This is a genomic window from Curtobacterium pusillum (genome assembly GCF_013359865.1).
Lineage (GTDB): Bacteria > Actinomycetota > Actinomycetes > Actinomycetales > Microbacteriaceae > Curtobacterium > Curtobacterium pusillum.
This window is the reverse complement of record NZ_JABMCE010000064.1, coordinates 1-21,344: the sequence shown is the minus strand read 5'-3', so window position 1 is coordinate 21,344 and position 21,344 is coordinate 1. Positions and strand designations below refer to the sequence as shown.

The window sequence follows — 21,344 nt, the reverse complement described above, 5'->3', positions numbered from 1 at the left end:
GCGGGAGCGCGCCCGCAGCGCGGCGGGAGCGCGCCCGCAGCGCGCCCGCAGCGCGGCCGGAGCGGCTGCCGTCCGCCCCGGCGCGGACACAGACTTCCCCGAGCACGACGTGTCACCGTTCTGGTCGTGACCTCCGATCCCCCGCGCTCCCGCCGCAAGGCCGTCATCTGGATCGCCGTCGTCGCGGCCGTCGTCGTCCTGGGCGTCGTCGCCGCCGCCGTCGGCACGCACCTCTACACGAGCGGCGAGAACGCGAAGGCCTCGGCCGCGCCGTCCGTCGCCGCGAGCCGTGCCCCCTACACGCTCGACGCCTCGGACCTGACCGGCGAGTGGACGATCGGCGGCGACTCCGAGGCCGGGTACCGCGTGCACGAGGTCCTCAACGGCTCGGACGTCACCGTCACCGGCCGAACCGACAGCGTCACCGGCAGCGCCACGGTCGACGGGACCTCCATCACGAGGGCGACCGTCACCGTGCAGGTCGCCGACATCGCCACCGACTCGGACCAGCGCGACTCGTACTTCCGCGACTCCGCGATGGACACGTCGGCGTTCCCGACGGCGACGTTCGAGCTCACGGAGCCGATCACGGGCGCGGTGCCGAGCGGTTCCGGCACCACGAAGGTCGAGGCGACGGGCAACCTGAGGCTGCACGGCGTCACCAGGGCGGTGACCGCGACCCTCGAGGTCGGGCTGAACGGCGACGGCGTCGACATCTCGGGCTCGATCCCGATCACCTTCTCGGACTACGACGTGCAGGCCCCGAGCCTCGGCTTCGTGAAGGTCGACGACTCCGGTGCCGTCGAGTTCCTGGTGCACGCGACGCCCGCGAGCTGACGTCCGCGACGCGCGTCGCGCCGTCGACGCAACCGCTGACGGCCTGGAGGCGCGGTGCCGGCCCGCACCGCGCCTCCCGTCCGTCCGACGGTCGCGTCCTGCGACATCACGCGCGTCGATCGACCGGTGCGTCGTCGGAACGTACACACGCACCGAGCGACTACCCGCGCGCGTCGCCGTCGACGACGAGGTCGCGCACGACCCCGGGAAGCTGCTCGATCAGCGCCGTCATCGTGAACGGGCCGCCGCCGGAGGCCCGCCGCGCCGCGATCCCGTGCACGACCGCGGCCGTCGCCGCCAGGTGCGCCAGGTCGTCGGGCCCGAGCGACGACCCGGACGCCTCCGCAGCGCCCTGCCGGGTGGCCACGAGCGCCCCCAGCACCCCGCCGAGGACGTCGCCCGCGCCGGCGGCGGCGAGCCACGGTGTGGCGGAGGAGGCCACCAACCGCACCGTCCCGTCGGGAGTCGCGATGTGCGTGTCCGAGCCCTTGAGGAGCACGACGCTCCCGGTCTGCGACGCCGCACGGAGCGCCGCGGCGCCCGGGTCCTGCTCGATCGACTCCCGCGGGACGTCCAGCACGGAGGCGAGCTCACCGGCGTGCGGTGTCAGCACCGCGAGCGGGCCGAGATCGACGAGCGGGATCGCCCCGGCGTCGACGACCACCGGCACCCCGTCGTCGGAGGCGTGCGCGAACGCCGCGGCGGTCGTCGGGTCGAGTCCGCCCACCGAACCGGCCGAGATGCCCGAGCCGACGAGCCACGCCTGCACCCGCCCGACGCCGGAGACCACCTCGGGCCGACGCGTGAGCACGTGGTCGGAGGCCCGCGACGGCCCGACGTAGCGGACCATGCCGACACCCGTGTGCACCGCCGCGTCGACGCCCATCACGGCAGCGCCCGGGTACTGGTCGGAGCCGGTCGCGACGCCCAGCACCCCGCGTCGGTACTTCGTGGACTCCCCGTGCGGGGCGGTGGTCCAGGCGGCGGCGTCGGTCGGGGCGAAGGGGACGAAGTCGTTCACGAGCGCCACGTTACGGTGGACCGCATGAGTCTGTTCCTGCCCGGTCGTGTGGTGGTCTTCGACTACGGCGAGGTGATCAGCCGGACGCCGCACGCTTCCCGTGACCTCCTGGTGGCCGCGACGGGCGTGCCGGCCGAAGAACTCTTCCCCGTCTACCAGGAGCTCCGGCACGACCTCGACCGCGGCGACCTCTCCGTGGTGGGGTACTGGCGGGCGATCGGCGCACGGACCGGGCGGACGTGGAGCATCACCGACATCCACCGCTTCTGGGCGATCGACTTCACCGGCTGGTTCGAGGTCGAGCCGGAGGCCCTCGCCATCGTCGAGGAGCTGCACGACGCGGGCACCAGGCTGGCCCTGCTCTCGAACGCCGGCTTCGACTTCGGCGATGCCTACCGTCACTCACCGATGGGTTCCCTGTTCGAGACGGTCGTGGTGAGCGCCGAGGAGCACGTCCTCAAGCCCGACCCGTCGATCTACCGCGACACGTGCGCCCGTCTGGGAATCGACGCGGGTCAGATGGTGTTCGTCGACAACAGGGCCGAGAACGCCGCCGGCGCGGAAGCGATCGGGGCGGTCGGCCACCACTACACGTCGCCGGGGTCGCTGCGGTCGTTCCTCGCGGAGCTCGCCGAACAGCCGGCTCCGGCGCCCGTCCCCTGAGGAGCCCGCGTGACGCACGCCCTGTTCGAACCGATCACCATCCGCGACCTGACCGTCCGCAACCGCATCTGGGTCTCCCCGATGTGCCAGTACTCGGTCGAGGCGCAGGACGGCGTTCCCACGCCGTGGCACCTCGTCCACCTCGGCGGGTTCGCCAAGGGCGGCGCCGGAGCGGTCGTGGCCGAGGCGACGGCGGTCGCGCCGGAGGGTCGGATCAGCCCCCAGGACCTCGGCATCTGGAACGACGACCAGCGCGACGCGTTCCGTCCGATCGTCGACTTCATCCACTCGCAGGGCGCAGCCGCGGGTGTGCAACTCGCCCACGCCGGACGCAAGGCGTCGACGTTCCGCCCATGGGAGTCGTCGCAGGGCACGGTCCCCGTCGAGCAGGGCGGCTGGACGACGGTCGCCCCGTCCGCCCAGGCCTTCGACGGCTACGCCGAGCCGCGTGAGCTCGCCACCGAGGACATCCGCGTCGTGGCCCTCGCGTTCGCCGCCGCCGCACGTCGATCGGTCGAGGCCGGGTTCGACCTCGTCGAGATCCACGCCGCGCACGGGTACCTGCTGCACCAGTTCCTGTCGCCGCTCAGCAACCACCGCACCGACTCGTACGGCGGTTCGCTCGAGAACCGGGCCCGTGCGCTCCTCGAGGTGCTCGACGCCGTGCGCGCCGAGGTCGGCGAGGGCTTCCCCGTCGTCGTCCGGTTCTCCGCGACCGACTGGGTCGACGGCGGCCTCACCCTCGACGAGACCACGCAGGTCGCCCGCTGGGCCGCCGAGCACGGTGCCGACCTCGCCGACGTCTCGACGGGCGGCAACGTGGCCTCCGCCCCGATCCCCGTCGGCCCGGGCTACCAGGTGCCCTTCGCCGACGCGATCAAGCGCGACGCCGGCATCGGGACCATCGCGGTGGGCATGATCTCCGAGGCGTTCCAGGCCGAGCAGATCGTCGCGACCGGGCAGGCCGACGTCGTGATGGTCGGCCGCGAGTTCCTCCGTGACCCCGGCTTCCCGCTGCGCGCCGCCGTCGAGCTCGGCGTGACGGTCGACTACGAGCCGCAGCAGTACCACCGGGCGCGCGTCACGGCGTAGGCCTGTACGTTCTCTCGGCTTCGCGCTCCGACAGGCAGTACGATGTCTCTCACTGTGGACGATCCCCCGAATAGTTCTTCGCCCTCCCACTCATCCGGCGCTCACTCGGTGAGCAGCCCCTCCCCGCACGTCCCGGGAGGTGAATCATGAGTCCGATCGACATCGTCATGCTGATCGGCGGCATCCTGCTGACACTCGGCACCGGCGTCTTCGTCGCATCCGAGTTCGCGCTCGTCAACCTGGACCGCGCCGACGTCGAGGCCCGGCGCGACCGCGGCGAGACCGGCCTCGCACCCGTGATCGGTGCGCTGAAGGTCACCTCGACGCACCTGTCCAGTGCGCAGCTCGGCATCACCCTGACGACGCTGCTCACCGGCTACCTGCTCGAGCCGTCGATCGCGACGCTGCTCGAGGCGCCGTTCCTCGCGATGCGGCTCCCCGACGCGATCGTCGAGACCGTCGGCTCGATCGTGGCGCTCGTCATCGCCACCCTGTTGTCGATGATCCTCGGCGAGCTCGTGCCGAAGAACTTCGCGCTCGCGCTGCCGCTGCAGACCGCTCGGTTGGTGGTTCCGCTCCAGGTGGCGTTCACGACCGTGTTCAAGCCCGCCGTCGCCGTCCTGAACGGCACCGCGAACGCCGTGCTCCGGTCGATGGGGATCGAGCCGCAGGAAGAGCTCTCCGGGGCCCGCAGCGCCGAGGAGCTGACCTCGCTGCTCCGCCGGTCCGCGTCCGAGGGGTCCCTCGAGCAGGACACCGCGACGCTCCTCGAGCGGACGATCTCGTTCTCCGAGCTGAGCGCGAGCGACGTGATGACCCCGCGCCCCCGCGTCTCCACCATCCGGGTGTCCGAGTCCGCCGCCGACGTCATCGACCTCGCGCGCCGCACCGGGTTCAGCCGCTTCCCCGTCATCGAGGAGGACGCGGACGACGTCGTCGGGATCGTGCACGTCAAGCAGGCCGTCGCCGTGCCGCGCGAGAAGCGCCCGGAGGTGCCCGTCGGCGCGCTCATGACCGACGCCGAACGCGTGCCCGAGACGATGCCCGGCGACAGCCTGCTCGCCGAGGTGCGGGGCCGCGGCTACCAGATGGTCATCGTCGTCGACGAGTACGGCGGGACGGCGGGTGTCGTGACGCTCGAGGACCTCGTCGAGGAGCTCGTCGGCGAGGTGTCCGACGAGCACGACCGCGCACGCATCGACGTCGTGCGCTCCCGCAACTGGCTGACGTTCCCGGGGCTCCTCCGTCCGGACGAGCTCGAGGACCGCGCCGGCGTGAAGGTGCCGGAGGACGGCCCGTACGAGACCGTCGGCGGGTTCATCATGTCGACGCTCGGACGGCTGCCCGTCGTGGGGGACGAGGTCGCCCTCGAGGACGGCGTGTTCCGGGTCGAACGGCTCGACGGTCGGCGCATCGACCGGGTCCGCTGGACGCCGACTCCCCCGGAGACCCCGGCCACCGGCATCATCATCCCGGCGACGAAGACCACCGGCACGAAGGGGGGAACCCGATGAGCTCCGATTGGTGGGGCATCTTCTGGCTCGTCGTGCTGCTGCTCGGCAACGCCTTCTTCGTCGCGGCCGAGTTCGCCGTCATCTCCGCGCGCCGCTCCCAGATCGAGCCACGCGCCGAGGAGGGCTCCCGCGCCGCCCAGATGACGCTGTGGGCGATGGAGCACGCCACCCGCATGCTCGCGACCACGCAGCTCGGCATCACGGTGTGCTCGCTGCTCATCCTCAACGTGTCCGAGCCGGCGATCCACCACCTGCTCGAGGTGCCGCTGCACCTGACCGGGTGGAGCGTCGAGGTCATCGGCACCGTGGCGTTCGTGTTCACGCTGCTGCTCGTGTCGTTCCTGCACGTGGTGTTCGGCGAGATGGTCCCGAAGAACATCTCGTTCTCGATGCCGGACCGCGCCGCACTGCTCCTCGTGCCGACGCTCTGGTACATCGGGCACGGGCTGCACTGGGTAATCGTCGGCCTCAACGAAGCGGCGAACGCCGTGCTGCGGGTGTTCCGGGTCGAGCCGAAGAACGAGGCGGTGAGCGCGTTCACCGTCGAAGAGGTGCAGACCATCGTCGAGCAATCCCGCCGCGAGGGCACCCTCACCGACGACGGCAAGCTCGCCATGGCGTTCGAGTTCACCGAGAAGAAGGTGAAGCACGTCGCCGTGCCGATGGCCGAGCTCGTCACCCTGCCCGACGACGCCACCCCCGGGGACGTCGAGCGGGCCGTGGCGCAGCGCGGGTTCTCGCGGTACGTCCTCGTCGGCGACGACGGCGACCCCACGGGCTACGTGCACGTGAAGGACGTCATCGACCTGCGCCCGGACGAGTACGACGACCCGGTGCCGCCGAAGCGCATCCGGCAGCTCATCTCGCTGTACACCGAGATGGACCTCGAGGACGCGCTCGCGACGATGCGCGCCGCAGGTCGGCACGTGGCCCGGGCGTTCGACGCCGAGGGGCGGACGCTGGGCGTCCTGTTCCTCGAGGACATCCTCGAGGAACTCGTCGGCGAGGTCGAGGACGCGACCCGCCGCCGCTGACCCGCGCTCGGGCACCGCGCTCGTCAGACGTCGACGCGGTACCCGAGCTCGAGGTCGGCGGCGTTCGCGCCGCGGATGCCCCAGTTGACCTTGGGCGTCTCGGTGATGCAGATCTCGACGCTGTGCGGCGCGATGCCGACCTGGGTGTCGAGCCGTTCGAAGAGTCCCCGGATGAGCGCCCGCTTCGCCTCGTCGCTGCGTCCTTCGAACATCGAGATCTCGACGATCGTGTACTCCGGACCACGGTCCGCGGGGTGGACGAAGTCCTCGGGGGCGAGGGGGACGAACCGGTGGAACCGCTTCTCCGCCGGGTAGTCGAGCGCAGCCATGACGGCGCCGTGCACCGCATCGGAGATCCCCTCCCGTCGTCCGTCGAGGAACGTCCGATCCGCGTACACGACCACCTGCGCCATGACGCGACGGTACCGGACCCTCTCGATGCCGCGAGAGCGACACCGCGCAGCGAAGTGCCGCCGTCCGTCCCGAGGAAGCGACAGACTGCTGCCGCGGTTCCGCAGCATTCCGTCGCTTTCGCGGCGCGCGACGGACGGGAGGCGCGGTGCGAGCTGGCACCGCGCCTCCCGTCCGTCCGTGGCCGCTACCAGCTGACGGGCAGCGGCTTGCCCTCCTCGTAGCCGGCGGCCGACTGGATGCCGACGAGCGCCCGCTCGGAGAACTCGACGAGCGACGAGGCACCGGCGTAGGTCGCCGAGCTCCGCACCCCGGTGGTGATCATGTCGAGCAGGTCCTCGACCGAGGGGCGCTCCGGGTCGAGGTAGATCGTCGACGACGAGATGCCCTCGGCGAAGAGCGCCTTGCGGGCCCGCGCGTAGGGATCGAGCCGCTCGAAGCGCTCCCGCACGGCCTTCGCGGACGCCATGCCCCAGCTCTCCTTGTACGCCCTGCCCGCGGCGTCGCGGCGGAGGACCCCGGGCGCCTCGAGCGTGCCGGCGAACCACGAGCCGATCATCACGGCGGAGGCGCCGGCGGCGAGGGCGAGTGCCACGTCGCGCGGGTAGCGGACGCCACCGTCGGCCCAGACGTGGGCGCCGAGCGAGCGCGCGGCGGCGGCGGTCTCGAGCACCGCCGAGAACTGCGGACGACCGACGGCGGTCATCATGCGCGTGGTGCACATCGCCCCGGGGCCGACACCGACCTTGATGATGCTCGCGCCCGCGTGGACCAGGTGGGCGACGGCGTCGGCGGTGACGACGTTGCCGGCGACGAGCGGGATGTCGAGCCCCAGGGCGGCGACCGTGCGGAGCGCGTGGAGCATGCCCTCCTGGTGACCGTGCGCGGTGTCGAGCACGAGGACGTCCACCCCGGCGGCGGCGAGCGCCTGCGCCTTCGCGGCGACGTCGCCGTTGATGCCGATCGCGGCAGCGACCCGGAGCCGGCCGGAGGCGTCGACGGCGGGCGTGTAGATGTCGGAGCGGATGGCACTGGTCTGGCTGACGGTGCCGACGACCTTGCCGTGTCGCATCACCGGCGCGAAGTCGACCTCGGCACCGCTCAGCACGTCGTACACGTGCCGGGGCGTCCCGGCGTCCTCGGCGTCGATGGCGGTGGAGGCGCCGTGCAGCAGGTCCCCGAGCGTGGCGTCGGGTCCCGCGGTGCCGAGCCGTGCGGCGGGGACGCAACCGAGGTACTCCCCCGCGGCGTCCCGCACGACGACCCCGCGGCCGGCGACGGGCACGAGGTGCTCGAGGGCCTCGGCGACCGTGGTGTCGGCGCCCATGTCGTACGCAGTGTCGAAGTCGACCGGCTGGTCCTTCACCCAGCGGATGGCAGCGTCGAGGTCCTGCAGGTGCATGTCCTGCGGCAGGACGCCGAGGCCGCCCCGGCGGGCGAGCGTGGCGGCCAGCCGCGGGCCGGTGACCGAGTTCATGTTGGCGCTGACGATCGGGATGGTGGCGCCGGTGCCGTCGTTCGACCGGAGGTCCACGTCGAAGCGGCTCGTCACCGCCGAACGGCTGGGGACGAGGAAGACGTCGGAGTAGGTCAGGTCGTGTGTCGGCCGCGTCTCGTAGAACCTCATGGGCCCCACTGTACGGCTCCGCAGGGCGGCCGGTCCGTGCCCTCCGGTGCGCCTCCGACGCGACACGCGCGAGGCCGTTCCGGGAGGCGCGACCCGCCTCGTGCTCGCACCGAACGGTCACCTCGGAGCGGCTAGGCTTGGCACCTGTGCGGAGCAGGGTTGCTGCGCACGACACACACGAGCATCTATCGACGGAGAGTGGGCGATCGGCTGTGTCGAGCCATCTGACCGGAACGGACGAGACCGCGGGCGAATTCGGGGCGAACGAGTGGCTCGTCGACGAGCTCTACGAGCAGTTCGTCGCGGACAAGGAGTCGGTCGACAAGTCCTGGTGGCCGGTCCTCGAGGGCTACCACCGCACCCAGGGCGGTGACGCTCCGGCTCCCGCCCCCCGTTCCGCACCCGTGGCGCCGTCCACGTCGTCGAACCAGCAGCAGTCCTCGCCCCAGCAGCCCGCGACCGGTGACGCCCCCGGCGAGGCGAAGTCCGGGCCGATCCAGGCGAAGACCACGTCCCGCCAGCCGACGCCGCAGCCGATCCCGGCCGAGGCCAACGACGAGGCCGACGACCACGAGGAGACCCACGAGGACGTGGCGACCCCGCTCCGCGGGATGGCGAAGACGCTGGCGTCGAACATGGACGCCTCGCTGACCGTCCCCACCGCGACGAGCGTGCGGACGATCCCGGCGAAGCTGATGATCGACAACCGCATCGTGATCAACAACCACCTGCGCCGGGCCCGCGGCGGCAAGATCTCGTTCACGCACCTGATCGGCTGGGCGATGGTCCAGGCACTCAAGGAGTTCCCGAGTCAGAACGTCTTCTACGAGGAGCGCGACGGGAAGCCCTTCGTGGTCGAGCCCGCGCACGTGAACCTCGGCATCGCGATCGACGTCCCGAAGAAGGACGGCTCACGATCCCTGCTCGTCCCGAGCATCAAGCGCGCGGAGACCCTCACGTTCGGTCAGTTCCTCTCCGCCTACGAGGACCTCGTCAAGCGCGCTCGTGACAACAAGCTCACTCCGACGGACTTCCAGGGCACGACGATCTCCCTGACGAACCCGGGCGGCATCGGCACCGTGCACTCGGTCCCGCGCCTGACGAAGGGCCAGGGCGCGATCATCGGTGCCGGCGCCCTCGAGTACCCGGCGCAGTTCCAGGGCTCGGCGTCGAAGACCCTCGTCGAGCTCGGCATCGGCAAGACGATCACGCTGACCAGCACGTACGACCACCGTGTCATCCAGGGCGCCGGCTCCGGCGAGTACCTGAAGAAGGTCCACGAGCGGCTCATCGGCGAGCACGGCTTCTACGAGGGCATCTTCTCGGCGCTCCGGATCCCCTACAAGCCGATCCAGTGGGCGAACGACATCAACGTCGACCTGGCGCACCGGGTCAACAAGACCGCGCGCGTGCAGGAGCTCATCAACAGCTTCCGGGTCCGCGGGCACCTGATGGCGGACATCGACCCGCTCGAGTACCGGCAGCGCACCCACCCGGACCTCGAGATCGAGAGCCACGGGCTGACCTTCTGGGACCTCGACCGCGAGTTCGTGACCGGCGGCCTCGCCGGTACCACGACGGCTCCGTTGCGCGACATCCTCGGCATCCTCCGTGACGCGTACTGCCGTACCGTCGGCATCGAGTACATGCACATCCAGGACCCGGAGCAGCGCCGCTGGGTGCAGGCCCACATCGAGGTCCCCTACTCGAAGCCGTCGAAGGAGGAGCAGCTCCGTGTCCTCGGCAAGCTCAACGAGGCCGAGGCGTTCGAGACCTTCCTGCAGACGAAGTACGTCGGCCAGAAGCGCTTCTCGCTCGAGGGCGGCGAGTCGACCATCGCCTTCCTCGACACCCTCATCCAGCACGCCGCCACCGCCGGCCTCGACGAGGTCGCGATCGGCATGGCGCACCGCGGTCGCCTCAACGTCCTGACGAACATCGCAGGCAAGACCTACGGCCAGATCTTCCGCGAGTTCGAGGGCTCGTCGCTCCCGGGCGCGGTCTCCGGGCAGGGGTCCGGCGACGTGAAGTACCACGTCGGCACCGAGGGCGTGTTCCGCGCCTCGGACGGCACCCGTATCCCCGTGACGATCGCCGCGAACCCGTCCCACCTCGAGGCCGTCGACGGCGTGCTCGAGGGCATCGTCCGTGCGAAGCAGGACCGAGAGGCCCCCGGCACGTTCGGCGTCCTGCCGGTGCTCGTCCACGGCGACGCGGCGATGGCCGGTCAGGGCGTCGTGGTCGAGACGCTGCAGATGTCGCAGCTCCGCGGCTACCGCACCGGCGGCACGGTCCACCTCGTCATCAACAACCAGGTCGGGTTCACCACGCCGCCCGAGTCGGCGCGCACCTCGGTGTACTCGACGGACGTCGCGAAGACGATCCAGGCGCCGATCTTCCACGTGAACGGCGACGACCCCGAGGCCGTGGCGCGGGTCGCGGAACTCGCCTTCGCCTACCGCGAGGAGTTCCACCGCGACGTCGTCATCGACCTCATCTGCTACCGCCGACGCGGGCACAACGAGGGCGACGACCCGTCGATGACCCAGCCGATGATGTACAACCTCATCGAGGCGAAGCGCTCCGTCCGCACCCTGTACACCGAGGCCCTCGTCGGCCGCGGCGACATCACGCAGGAGGAGTACGACGAGGCGCACCGCGACTTCCAGGACCGCCTGGAGCGCGCGTTCGCCGAGACGCACGAGGCGCAGACCGGCACCATCCCCGTCATCACCGTCGACGACGACGGTGCCGTGCAGGGTCTCGAGCGCCCGGCCGCGCAGCGCGACGACTCCGAGAACGAGGTGCACGACACCGCGGTCTCCGAGGAGCTCGTCCGGGCCATCGGCGACGCGCACAGCAACCCGCCCGCGGGCTTCCAGGTCCACCCGAAGCTTCAGCAGCTCCTGTCGAAGCGCACGGACATGACGCGCAACGGCGGGATCGACTGGGCGATGGCCGAACTCATGGCGATCGGGTCGATCCTCGTCGAGGGCAAGCCGGTCCGTCTCGCCGGTCAGGACGCCCGCCGTGGCACGTTCGTGCAGCGGCAGGCGGTGTTCCACGACCGGGCGAACGGTCAGGAGTGGCTGCCGCTGTCGAACCTCACCGAGGACCAGGCGCGCTTCTACATCTACGACTCGCTGCTCAGCGAGTACGCGGCGATGGCGTTCGAGTACGGCTACTCGGTCGAGCGTCCCGAGGCCCTCGTCCTGTGGGAGGCGCAGTTCGGCGACTTCGCGAACGGCGCGCAGACGGTCATCGACGAGTTCATCTCGTCCGCCGAGCAGAAGTGGGGACAGCGCTCTGGCCTCGTGCTCCTGCTCCCCCACGGCTACGAGGGCCAGGGCCCGGACCACTCCTCCGCGCGGATCGAGCGGTACCTGCAGCTCTGCGCCGAGGACAACATGGTCGTGGCACGACCGTCGACCCCGGCGTCGTACTTCCACCTCCTGCGCCGCCAGGCGTGGGAGCGCCCGCAGAAGCCGTTGATCGTGTTCTCGCCGAAGGCCATGCTGCGGCTCCGCCAGGCGACCAGCCCCGTCGACGCGTTCACGAGCGGGAGCTTCCGAGAGGTCCTGGACGACGACCGCGTGACGGACAGGTCGGCGGTGCGCCGGGTCGTCCTGCACTCGGGCAAGGTGCACCACGACCTCCGCGCCGAGGTCGACAAGCGCGGTGCGTCCGACGTCGCCCTCGTGCGGCTCGAGCAGCTCGCTCCGCTCCCCCTCGAGCAGATCCTGACGGTCCTCGGCGGGTACCCGAACGCCGATGTCGTGTGGGCGCAGGAGGAACCGGAGAACCAGGGCGCCTGGCCGTTCGTGTGCATGAACCTCTCGCCGCACCTCGACGGCCGACCGCTGTCCGTCGCCGCCCGCGCCGCGAGTGCTGCACCGGCCACGGGCTCGTCGAAGCGCTCCGCCCAGGAGGCCACCGAGGTCATCACGAAGGCCCTCGGCTAGACCCCCCGCAAAACACCGGTGTTCGTCGGACCCGCCGCGTCATGCGGGTGTTCCACCGACGAACACCGGTGTTTTGCTGGCCGAGCCCGCCGCTACGCGATCTTCGTGTAGCGCACGCCGGCCTCGTGGTAGCCGCGCTTCTGGTAGAACCGGTGCGCACTGTCCGTCGCGGCCGCGCTGACGGCGCTCAGGCGACGCGCGCCCTGCTCGACGGCCCACGTCTCGAACGTGCCGATGAGCGCCGAACCGGTGCCGTGCCTCCTGGCCGACGGGTCGACCACCAGCAGGAGCAGCTGCGCCGTCGGCTCGTCGCTCGCGTACGCCCACGTGACCTGCGCGCCCGCGATCGCCACCGCGTAACCGTCGTCGCCACGGACCACCCACGTGCGGTGACCCGCTTCGGGCGTGAGCCGTTCGAGGCGGGCCCGCATCGCGTCCTCGTCGACCACGTGGCCGAGCAGGCGGACGAGGGTGGTGACGTCGGAGACGTCGGCGTCGGACCAGGTGGTGATCGACTCGACGGAGAGGGTCATGCCGTGAGACTACCGACCGACCCTGCCGTGTGACGACGAGCCGGACCGCGCTAGTGGGTCGCCTGCTCCAAGCGGATGCGGGCGAGGATCTCGGTGCGCAGCTCCTCGGGAGCCGTCTCCTTGCACGCGCGACGGACGGTCTCGATGAGGACGACGCCGACGCGGTGCTCGGTCGTGCAGTCCTCGCAGCCGTCCATGTGCTCACGGATGTCCGCCGCGTCCTCGCGGCAGAGCTCCCCGTGCAGGAACTCCTCGAGCTCGGCCTTCGCCTTCGAGCAGTCGCAGCCGCTCATCGTGCTTCCTTCCCTTCGACGCGACCCGACGTCGCGGCAACCTTCCGGCCCCGCCCGCGCATCGTCGCCGTCGACGCTGCGTCCGGGACGATGCCGGTCTCACGTGCGTGGTCCGCCAGGAGCCCTCGGAGGAGCCGGCGACCACGGTGGAGACGGCTCATGACCGTCCCCACGGGGGTCTTCATGATGTCGGCGATCTCCTGGTAGGAGAACCCCTCGACATCCGCGAAGTAGACGGCCATCCGGAAGTCCTCCGGGATGGCCTGCAGCGCGTCCTTCACGGCGGAGGACGGCAGGTGGTCGATGGCGTCGGCCTCGGCGGAGCGCGCCGAGATCGACTGCGTGACGCTCTCCGCGCCGCCGAGCTGCCAGTCCTCGAGTTCGTCGATGGTGCCCTGGTACGGGTTCCGCTGGTTCTTGCGGTACGTGTTGATGAACGTGTTCGTGAGGATGCGGTACAGCCACGCCTTGAGGTTCGTTCCCTGCCGGAACTGGCGGAACGCGGCGAACGCCTTGACGAACGTCTCCTGCACGAGGTCGGAGGCGTCGGCGGGGTTGCGCGTCATCCGCATCGCGGCGCCGTACAGCTGGTCCATGAAGGGCAGTGCCTGGTCCTCGAAGAGGGAGCGGAGCTCGGCCTCCGACACGGTCTTCGCGTCGACGACGTCGAGGGCGTCCTCTTCTTCCGAGACGGCGTCGAGCTGCGCCTCGGTCTCCTCGACCAGGTCCTGCGGTGCGGCGTGCGGTTCGTCGGTCGTCATCGCCGTCGAGTCTAGGCCGAGGCCGCCCCCGAGCGTCGTGGGCGCGGCAGGCAGAGCCGTCCGCGGTCGTGCGAGTGTCGCTGTCGCCACTGATCCTCCCGGTGCGTTCAGTACCCTTGTGAACCGATGGCAGACACGACGCATTCCCAGAGCGGGACACGGTCCCGCACCGAGCCCTGGATCGCCCCGCTCGCGCGCGGCCCGCTGCGCGGGGACGTGTCGCTGCCCGGCTCGAAGTCGCTGACGAACCGGGAGCTCGTGCTCGCCGCCCTCGCGGACGGCCCGTCCACGATCCGACTGCCGCTGCACTCCCGTGACTCGGCGCTCATGGTCGCCGGCCTCCGGCAGCTCGGCGTCGGCGTCGACGAGGTCGCCCCGGGCCCCGGCGAGGCGCCGAACCCCTACGGCCCGGACCTCCGGATCAGGCCGGCCCCGATGCACGGCGACGTCCGCCTCGACTGCGGTCTCGCCGGCACGGTGATGCGCTTCCTGCCCCCGCTCGCAGCGCTCGCGGTCGGTCCGGTGACGGTCGACGGCGACCCCTACGCCCGGAAGCGCCCGATGCACGCGATCATCCGGGCGCTCGTCGACCTCGGCGTGGACGTCACCGACGACGGTGACGGTGCGATGCCCTTCTCCTTCACCGGCACCGGATCGGTCCGCGGCGGCGCCCTGTCCATCGACGCCTCCGCCTCGTCGCAGTTCGTCTCCGGCCTGCTGCTGTCCGCCCCGCGCTTCGACGAGGGGTTGCACCTCACGCACGTCGGCGAGCGCCTGCCGAGCCTGCCGCACATCGACATGACCGTCGCCGCGCTCCGTGCCCGCGGGGTGCGCGTCGACGAGCCGGCCATCGGCGAGTGGGTCGTGCACCCGGGCCCGATCGCGGCGCGGGACGTCACCATCGAGCCGGACCTGTCGAACGCCGCGCCGTTCGCGGTCGCCGCGCTCGTCGCGGGCGGCACCGTCCGCATCCGGACGTGGCCGACGGAGACGACCCAGGTGGGTGCCGACCTCGAGACGCTCCTCCCGCTGTGGGGCGCGACGGTGACGCGGGACGGCGACGACCTCGTCTTCGACGGCGGCGTCGGTGTCCGGGGTGGCGCCTCCCTGCCGGGTCTCGACCTCGACCTGAGCCGCGGCGGCGAGCTCGCCCCGTCGCTGGTCGCGCTCGCCGCGCTGGCCGGCGGCCCGACGGAGATCACCGGGATCGGCCACCTGCGCGGGCACGAGACGGACCGTCTCGCCGCCCTGGCCGAGGACGTGAACCGGTCTGGAGGCGCGGTGCGGGAACTCGAGGAGGGCTTGCGCATCGAGCCGGTCGCCCTCCACGGCGGCCACTGGGGCGCGTACGACGACCACCGGATGGCGACGGCGGGCGCGATCGTCGGCCTCGTCGTCGACGGCGTGGCCGTCGACGACATCGGCTCGACCGCGAAGACGCTGCCGCAGTTCCCGGAGCTCTGGGCGGACCTGGTCGGCTCCGCCGACACGCACGGCGGCTCGTCAGGCGTGACGCGATGAGCTGGTGGGACGACGCCGACGGTGACGACACCGACGAGGACGAGCCGTACGGGCAGTACGACGAGTCGAGCGTGCGGGTCCGTCCCAACCCGAAGGGGAACCGGCCGCGCACGAAGGTCCGGCCGACGTACGAGGACGCGCCCACCGGCTGGGTGACGAACGTGGACCGGGGCCGATTCGGCGTGCTCGTCGGCGATCAGGTCGTCACCGCGACGAAGGCACGGGAGCTCGGCCGGAAGTCCGTCGTCACCGGCGACCACGTCTCGCTCGCCGGTGACGTCTCCGGTGATCCGGGGTCGCTCGCGCGCATCGTGAAGGTGGACGAGCGGACCACCCTGCTGCGCCGCAGTGCCGACGACACCGACGACGTCGAGCGTGTGATCGTGGCGAACGCCGACCAGATGCTCATCGTCGTGGCCGCCGCCGATCCTTCACCGCGGACCAGGTTGATCGACCGCTACCTCGTGGCGGCGTTCGATGCGGGGCTCGACCCGGTCCTCTGCATCACCAAGACGGACCTCGCCGACCCGGCACCGTTCCTGGCGCACTTCGCCTGCCTGGACCTGCGCATCGTGACGAGCCGCGCGGACGACGTGCCGTTCGACGCCCTGCACGAGGTGCTCGACGACAGGGTCACCGTGACCGTGGGGCACTCGGGTGTGGGCAAGTCGACCCTCGTGAACGCGTTGACGGGGTCGTCGCGGGCGACCGGTGTCGTGAACGCGGTGACCGGCCGTGGGCGCCACACCTCGTCGTCGTCGATCGCGCTGCAGGTGCGGGACGGCGGCTGGATCATCGACACGCCCGGCGTCCGCTCGTTCGGCCTCGGGCACGTCGACCCGGCGAACGTCTTCCGGGCGTTCGCGGCGCACGCGGTGCCGGTGCGGGAGCCCGCCGACGGGATCCCCCTCGACCAGGCGCACGACTGGGAGATCGTCGACCGGGTCCACGACGGCGAGCTCGGGCCGACCGGGGTCGAGCGGCTCGACTCGTTCCGGGCGCTCCTGACCGGCATGGGCGCGTCCGACCCCGGCACCGAGTAGCCCTCGCTCCGGGGTCGACAGGTGTGCACCGAGGTTGTACAGTTACCCTCCGTGTCTGAAGTTGCAAAGTACAACTTTGCGCCGACCCCCGCCGTCGACGCTCCGTCCTCCCCCTTGACGACGACGACGTCGCACGTGCCCACCACGCCGGCCGCCCCGCACTCGCACGCCGCACCGCGGTCCACGCGGGCGCCCCGGCAGCCGAACGGTCCGTCCCTCCTGCGACCGCAGGGCCTCGGGAACATCCTGCTGGGCTTCGGGTCGCACATCCTCGTGCCGCTGTTCCTCGCGGCCGGCATGGGCCTGGCCTACCTCGGTGCCTTCCACGCCCCGACACCGCACGACCTCCCCGTCGGCATCGTCGGCCAGGGCGCCGCCACCCAGGTGTTCGCCCAGACCGTCACCGACGAGTCCGACGGCGCCCTCGTGGCGCACGTCGTCGCCTCCACCGCCGAGGCCGAGCGGCAGGTCCGCGACCGCGACCTCGCCGCCGTGTACGCCCCGGGCACCACCGGCGCGACGCTCTACGTCTCCACCGCCGCGTCCGAGACGACCGCGAGCGCCGCGCAGAAGATCTTCATGCCGATCGCCTACCAGCAGCACCTGCCCTTCACCGTGCAGGACGTGGTCCCCTCCGGCGACGAGGACACCACCGGGCAGGGCCTGTTCTTCCTGCTCGTCGCCCTGAGCGTCGGCGGCTACGCGTCCGCGATCGCCGTCGCCGCGTTCGCCGCCCGACTCCGGACGATGTGGACCGCCGTGATCGGTCTCGCCACCGCCGGGGTCGTCGCGGGCATCGGGATCACCGTCGCCGGCCCGCTGTACGGCATCATCACGACGCACCGGTGGGAGATCTTCCTGTTCGCGTGGATGTACGACGCGATCATCGTCGCGCTCGGCGTCGGTCTGCACCCGCTGCTCGGCCGTTGGACGACCCCGATCCTCACGATGCTGTTCGTGATGCTCAACTTCACGTCCTCGGGCGGCATCTTCCAGCCCGCGTTCCAGCCGGCCGTCTTCGCGGGCCTCAACACGTTCTGGAGCGGCGCCGCGTGGCTGCAGGCGGCACAGGACCTGCAGTACTTCCCCGGCGCGTCGCTCGGACGCGCGTCCCTCGTGCTGGCGCTCTGGCTGGCGGCCGCGGTGCTCCTCTGCGTCGTCGTGCACGGCCTCGTCGCCCGGAAGACCCGCATCGCCCGCGAGCGCGAGGTCACCCGTCTCGAGGAGGAAGAGGTCGTGGCCGCCTAGGACGGTACGCTGACGACCGTGGACCTCAGTGCCGACCTGGACTTCGCCCGCTCCCTCGCCGACACCGCCGACGCGATCAGCCTCGAGCGCTTCCGCGCCGCCGACCTGCACGTGTCGAAGAAGGCCGACAGCACGCACGTGACCGACGCCGACCAGGCGGTCGAGCGGGCCCTGCGCGAGCGACTCGCGTCCGAGCGCCCCGACGACGCGTTCCTCGGCGAGGAGACCACGGCCGACACCGGCGCCGAGGCGGTCAGCGAGGGCCATCGACAGTGGGTGATCGACCCGATCGACGGCACTGCGAACTACCTCCGCGGCGTGCCGGTCTGGGCGACGCTCATCGCGCTGGCCGTGGACGGTCGCCCGGTCCTCGGCGTGGTGAGCGCACCGGCCCTCGGGAAGCGCTGGTGGGCGGCGGATGGCCTCGGGGCGCACTCACTCGACGGGCCCCTCCGGGTGTCCGGCGTGGACACCCTCGCCGACGCCAGCCTGAGCTACAACAGCATCCAGCAGTGGGACGACGACGACCGTCTGGAGTCGCTCGTCGACCTGTCCCGCCGGGTCTGGCGCACGCGCGCGTACGGGGACATGTGGTCCTACATGATGGTGGCCGAGGGGGTCCTCGACGTCGCCGGCGAACCGGACCTCAAGCCGTGGGACATCGCCGCCCTCGTGCCCATCGTCGAGGAGGCCGGGGGCCGGTTCACGTCGCTCGACGGCGACCCGGGCCCGTGGCACGGCAGCGCGCTCGCGACGAACGGCCTCGTGCACGACGCCGTCGTGGACGTCATCCGTCGCTGACCTCCGCCCCCTCCGCCGGTCGCGCCGCACTCCCCCGGCCGCCACGTTCACCTTGGACAGGTCGAGGATGGTCAGCGCGGCGACCGCGACGCACACGGCGAACGCCCTCCAGCGCGTGCGCCCGTCGAGGCGGGCGTCGGTCGTCGGGTCAGCGCTGGACATCACCATCGGTGCTCCACCGCCGTGCCCCGCTCGTGTCGGGGCCCCGGTGTACCCCGGTTCCGTACCGCGATGCCCCGGCAACCACCCCCGAGCGCGGCACGTGGCCCCCCGGACTGGGGGCAGCAGGGCGTGACATCGGATTGCGGTGACCGGCTATCCCGCCGAGAACCTGAGTTATCTTGCTTTCAGGCGGCAGGTCAGGTGACGTCTCGGATTCCCTAGATCCGAACAGATGCCGGGCCGGTCGTGCTTCGTCCGAAGACCCTAACCCGAGGGGTGATACAGACGATGACCTCATCGTTCCCGAGCGGAACCGAGTGCACCCTCACTCGTCAACCGCATTCCGAATCCGACTGCTCCGGCGCGCGCTCTTCCTCGGCCGCCTCACGTCCGGCTCTGCACACGGTCACGCGCCGTGCCGCCGTCCGGTCCTCCTCCGCCGCATCCGCTTCCGGGCCCGGAGGCCGGTGAGTCATGGGACTCACCGGTCGCCGTCTCGAGGTCGACCGGATCGCGACCCTCGCTGTACTCCCTCGTGAGTCCGCGATGGTCGTCGTCGGCGACCCTGGTTCCGGACGCAGCAGCGTCCTCGACGCGGTGTCCAACCGCGTCTCCCTCCCCGTCGTCCGCGTCGGTGTGAACGGGAGCGAGTCCCGCTGGCCACTGGCCGGCGTGACGTCGCTCTTCACCGCGCTGGACGACCCCCGTGCGACGGCCCACATCGCGCACCTCCTCCAGGGGAGTGCGCCCGCGGACCGGCAGACGCCGGGGCTGGCGGCGGCGCACGACTTCCTCGATGCCGTGCACGCCCTCACCCTGCCGCCGACGCTCGTGCTGATCGACGACCTCGACCGCATGGACGTCGAGAGCCAGGAGCTCATCGCGTTCCTCGCGTCGAGGCTCGCCGGAACCGCACTGCGCGTCGTCGCGACAGTGCGCTCCGTGCCGTCGGACGGACCGCTCGCGGCCCTGCCGACCCTCCGGATCGAACCGCTGCCGGCGGACGAGGCACTCGTGCTCGCCCGTGCGATGGCACCGGAGGAGGCGAACGACGGCGTCCTCGCGGTCCTCGCCGAGGAGACCGGTGGGAACCCCGGCGCACTGCGGGAGCAGCTCGCCGTGCTCAGCCGCGAGCAGCTGAACGGCTCCGAGCCGCTCGTCCTGCCGCTCCGGCCGACCCCGACCACCGAGGCCATCGCGGCCCTGGCGCTCGGCTCCGCTGCGGGACGCGATCTGGACGTCCTCGCACGACTGGCACTCGTCCCCGTGGCGAAGACCGCCGGTTGGGACCGCGACGAACTCGACGACCTCGCCGACGCCGGACTGACGTCCGTCAAGGGCCAGACCGTCACCGTCCGCGACCCCCTCGTCCGCTCCGCGCTGTACTGGCGGATGCCGGCGCGCGACCGCCGGGCAGCCCACACGGAGCTGGCCGCGGCGAGCGCCCGGACCGACCAGCGTGCGGCCGCCTGGCACCGCAGCTTCGTCGACGACGTCCCTGACGTCGTGGCGCTGCTCGGTGCCGCGAGGTCCTACGTGGAGGACGGCAACGCCCAGGCCGCGGTCGTGCTGACCGAGCGTGCCCTCCACATCGGCAGCGGCGCCGAGGACGAGCACGTGGCACTCCTCGGTGTCGCCGAGGCCCTGCTCGCGAACCGGCTGCTCGGCTTCGCGGCGCGGTACCTCGCCGCCATCCGGCCGTTCCGGGTGATCGCCGACGAGGTGCGCCGGCTCCGCCTGGAGTACTCGGTGCAGTACCTCAGCGGCGACGCCGTGCACGCGGACGAGCTCCTCGTGCCGGTCGACCCGGAGGACGCCGCCGAGGCCGATGCCGTCGGCGGGCTGCTCGCGATGGTCGCGTGCTTCCGCGCCGAGGCGTGGGAACTCGACCAGGCGAAGGACCTCCTCGCCCGGGCCGAACCGCTCCGCCGGTCGGCGTCCCCGCACACCGTGGAGATCTCGACGACGGCGCGCGAACTCATCGCCGCCCTCGACGGGACCCTCCCGGCCGACATGGAACTGCACGACGGGCTGTCCACCGCCACGCTCCTCGGCATGTCCGACCCCGCCCTGCTGCTCCTCGCCCACGCGCTGAGCATCGCCGAACGGTACCGCAGTGCACGTCGCGTGTTCGCCCTCGTCCTCGCACGAGGGCAGGAGGCCATGCCGGTGTGGACCGAGGCTGCCCGCTACCTGTCCGCCGAGAACGAGGTGCGCTCCGGGAACTTCCGGCAGGCGCTCCGCGCGATCGACGTGTGGGAGGCCGGTTCGTCGGTCATCGAGCGGCTCCGTGAGCCGTCCCGTGCGATCGCGATCGCGTGGCGGCACTTCGCCGAGGGGCGCTCCCCCGAGGCCCTCGAGGTCATCGACCGGTGCCTGGCGCAGCGCTCCACGAGTCGACTGTGGGGTGCGACCGCCAAACTGCACGCCCTGCGCGGCCGGGTGCTGCTGCTCGACGGGCGGCTCCACGAGGCCGCGGCGTCGCTCGAGGCCGCCGACGCCATCGGCCGGTCCCTGCGGAACCCCGCAGTGCTCCGGCACCTCGGCGACCTGGTGGAGGCGTACACGCGCCTCAGCCGGATCGACGACGCCCGTGCGGTCGCTGCCCGGCTCGCGGCCGACCACCACGCCCGGCCGTCCCGCTGGGGCGCGCTCGTCCTGGCACGGAGCCTGGCGCTCGTCGCCGACGACACCACCCGGGAGACCGCGCGTCGCCGCGCGCTGGAGCTGTTCCAGCCGCACGACTCGCAGTTCGAGCGAGCCCGCACCTTCGCGGCGCTCGCCGCCGTCGGGAGCCCGACGGAGCGGCCGCGTCTCGGTG

Annotated in this window: 17 protein-coding genes; 11 read left to right on the top strand and 6 right to left on the bottom strand. The window is 71.8% G+C overall.

Annotated elements, in window-relative coordinates:
- The first annotated feature begins 126 nt into the window (after window positions 1–126).
- Window positions 127–837 (top strand): YceI family protein, encoded by a 711-nt coding sequence (locus HP507_RS06400; protein WP_175350992.1) that lies wholly within the window; start codon window positions 127–129, stop codon window positions 835–837.
- Between the two features lie 160 nt (window positions 838–997).
- On the opposite strand, the gene HP507_RS06395 is transcribed toward HP507_RS06400, so the two are convergent.
- Window positions 998–1,858: an ADP-dependent NAD(P)H-hydrate dehydratase gene (locus HP507_RS06395; RefSeq protein WP_175350991.1), complete on the bottom strand. Its 861-nt coding sequence runs from the start codon at window positions 1,856–1,858 to the stop codon at window positions 998–1,000.
- Window positions 1,859–1,882: 24 nt separating this feature from the next.
- Between HP507_RS06395 and HP507_RS06390 the strand changes: the two genes are divergently transcribed.
- The 4 genes from HP507_RS06390 to HP507_RS06375 all read left to right on the top strand — a co-directional run bounded on the left by HP507_RS06390 (window position 1,883) and on the right by HP507_RS06375 (window position 6,161).
- Complete coding sequence (locus HP507_RS06390) at window positions 1,883–2,521, top strand: HAD family hydrolase (protein ID WP_175350990.1); 639 nt, start codon at window positions 1,883–1,885, stop codon at window positions 2,519–2,521.
- Window positions 2,522–2,530: 9 nt separating this feature from the next.
- Window positions 2,531–3,613 (top strand): NADH:flavin oxidoreductase/NADH oxidase, encoded by a 1,083-nt coding sequence (locus tag HP507_RS06385; RefSeq protein ID WP_175350989.1) that lies wholly within the window; start codon window positions 2,531–2,533, stop codon window positions 3,611–3,613.
- 146 nt (window positions 3,614–3,759) lie between these two features.
- Window positions 3,760–5,127 carry a hemolysin family protein gene (locus tag HP507_RS06380; protein WP_175350988.1) on the top strand — a complete coding sequence of 456 codons (1,368 nt, stop codon included), beginning with the start codon at window positions 3,760–3,762 and terminating at the stop codon, window positions 5,125–5,127.
- A complete protein-coding gene (locus HP507_RS06375; protein WP_175350987.1) occupies window positions 5,124–6,161 on the top strand; it encodes a hemolysin family protein in 1,038 nt (345 codons plus the stop codon). The genes HP507_RS06380 and HP507_RS06375 overlap by 4 nt, the downstream gene beginning before the upstream one ends.
- 23 nt (window positions 6,162–6,184) lie before the next feature.
- On the opposite strand, the gene HP507_RS06370 is transcribed toward HP507_RS06375, so the two are convergent.
- Window positions 6,185–6,574 (bottom strand): tautomerase family protein, encoded by a 390-nt coding sequence (locus HP507_RS06370; protein ID WP_175350986.1) that lies wholly within the window; start codon window positions 6,572–6,574, stop codon window positions 6,185–6,187.
- A gap of 185 nt (window positions 6,575–6,759) precedes the next feature.
- On the bottom strand, window positions 6,760–8,199 hold the full coding sequence (guaB1, locus tag HP507_RS06365; RefSeq protein ID WP_175350985.1) for a GMP reductase: 1,440 nt from the start codon (window positions 8,197–8,199) through the stop codon (window positions 6,760–6,762).
- A 212-nt stretch (window positions 8,200–8,411) separates the two neighbouring features.
- Here guaB1 and HP507_RS06360 point away from each other — a divergent pair, with 212 nt between their 5' ends.
- On the top strand, window positions 8,412–12,161 hold the full coding sequence (locus HP507_RS06360; protein ID WP_175350984.1) for a multifunctional oxoglutarate decarboxylase/oxoglutarate dehydrogenase thiamine pyrophosphate-binding subunit/dihydrolipoyllysine-residue succinyltransferase subunit: 3,750 nt from the start codon (window positions 8,412–8,414) through the stop codon (window positions 12,159–12,161).
- A 92-nt stretch (window positions 12,162–12,253) separates the two neighbouring features.
- Here HP507_RS06360 and HP507_RS06355 read toward each other — a convergent pair whose 3' ends face one another.
- From HP507_RS06355 to HP507_RS06345, 3 genes are read right to left on the bottom strand one after another with little or no spacing between them, the layout of a single operon-like run.
- Window positions 12,254–12,694: a GNAT family N-acetyltransferase gene (locus tag HP507_RS06355; protein WP_175350983.1), complete on the bottom strand. Its 441-nt coding sequence runs from the start codon at window positions 12,692–12,694 to the stop codon at window positions 12,254–12,256.
- 50 nt (window positions 12,695–12,744) lie between these two features.
- Window positions 12,745–12,987, bottom strand: a complete 243-nt coding sequence (locus tag HP507_RS06350; RefSeq protein ID WP_175350982.1) for a zf-HC2 domain-containing protein — start codon at window positions 12,985–12,987, stop codon at window positions 12,745–12,747.
- A complete protein-coding gene (locus HP507_RS06345; RefSeq protein ID WP_175350981.1) occupies window positions 12,984–13,748 on the bottom strand; it encodes a sigma-70 family RNA polymerase sigma factor in 765 nt (254 codons plus the stop codon). The genes HP507_RS06350 and HP507_RS06345 overlap by 4 nt, the downstream gene beginning before the upstream one ends.
- A 126-nt stretch (window positions 13,749–13,874) precedes the next feature.
- Between HP507_RS06345 and aroA the strand changes: the two genes are divergently transcribed.
- The 5 genes from aroA to HP507_RS06320 all read left to right on the top strand — a co-directional run.
- The gene (aroA, locus tag HP507_RS06340) at window positions 13,875–15,269 is read left to right on the top strand and encodes a 3-phosphoshikimate 1-carboxyvinyltransferase (RefSeq protein ID WP_175350980.1); all 1,395 of its coding nucleotides are present in this window, start codon (window positions 13,875–13,877) and stop codon (window positions 15,267–15,269) included.
- Entirely contained in the window at window positions 15,266–16,312 is a 1,047-nt protein-coding gene (gene rsgA / locus HP507_RS06335) for a ribosome small subunit-dependent GTPase A (RefSeq protein WP_175350979.1), read from the top strand. Before aroA ends, rsgA begins: the two co-directional genes overlap by 4 nt.
- Window positions 16,313–16,363: 51 nt before the next feature.
- On the top strand, window positions 16,364–17,560 hold the full coding sequence (locus tag HP507_RS06330; protein WP_175350978.1) for a hypothetical protein: 1,197 nt from the start codon (window positions 16,364–16,366) through the stop codon (window positions 17,558–17,560).
- Between the two features lie 18 nt (window positions 17,561–17,578).
- Window positions 17,579–18,361 carry an inositol monophosphatase family protein gene (locus HP507_RS06325; protein WP_175350977.1) on the top strand — a complete coding sequence of 261 codons (783 nt, stop codon included), beginning with the start codon at window positions 17,579–17,581 and terminating at the stop codon, window positions 18,359–18,361.
- Between the two features lie 636 nt (window positions 18,362–18,997).
- Window positions 18,998–21,344: ATP-binding protein (locus tag HP507_RS06320; protein WP_175350976.1), on the top strand; the 2,347-nt coding region annotated here is incomplete at its 3' end.

Coding starts and splice junctions, on each gene's coding strand:
- HP507_RS06345 (WP_175350981.1), bottom strand. CDS start 13,748: ATGACGACCGACGAACCGCACGCCGCACCGCAGGACCTGGTCGAGGAG.
- HP507_RS06350 (WP_175350982.1), bottom strand. CDS start 12,987: ATGAGCGGCTGCGACTGCTCGAAGGCGAAGGCCGAGCTCGAGGAGTTC.
- HP507_RS06370 (WP_175350986.1), bottom strand. CDS start 6,574: ATGGCGCAGGTGGTCGTGTACGCGGATCGGACGTTCCTCGACGGACGA.
- rsgA (WP_175350979.1), top strand. CDS start 15,266: ATGAGCTGGTGGGACGACGCCGACGGTGACGACACCGACGAGGACGAG.
- HP507_RS06380 (WP_175350988.1), top strand. CDS start 3,760: ATGAGTCCGATCGACATCGTCATGCTGATCGGCGGCATCCTGCTGACA.
- HP507_RS06390 (WP_175350990.1), top strand. CDS start 1,883: ATGAGTCTGTTCCTGCCCGGTCGTGTGGTGGTCTTCGACTACGGCGAG.
- aroA (WP_175350980.1), top strand. CDS start 13,875: ATGGCAGACACGACGCATTCCCAGAGCGGGACACGGTCCCGCACCGAG.
- guaB1 (WP_175350985.1), bottom strand. CDS start 8,199: ATGAGGTTCTACGAGACGCGGCCGACACACGACCTGACCTACTCCGAC.
- HP507_RS06355 (WP_175350983.1), bottom strand. CDS start 12,694: ATGACCCTCTCCGTCGAGTCGATCACCACCTGGTCCGACGCCGACGTC.
- HP507_RS06375 (WP_175350987.1), top strand. CDS start 5,124: ATGAGCTCCGATTGGTGGGGCATCTTCTGGCTCGTCGTGCTGCTGCTC.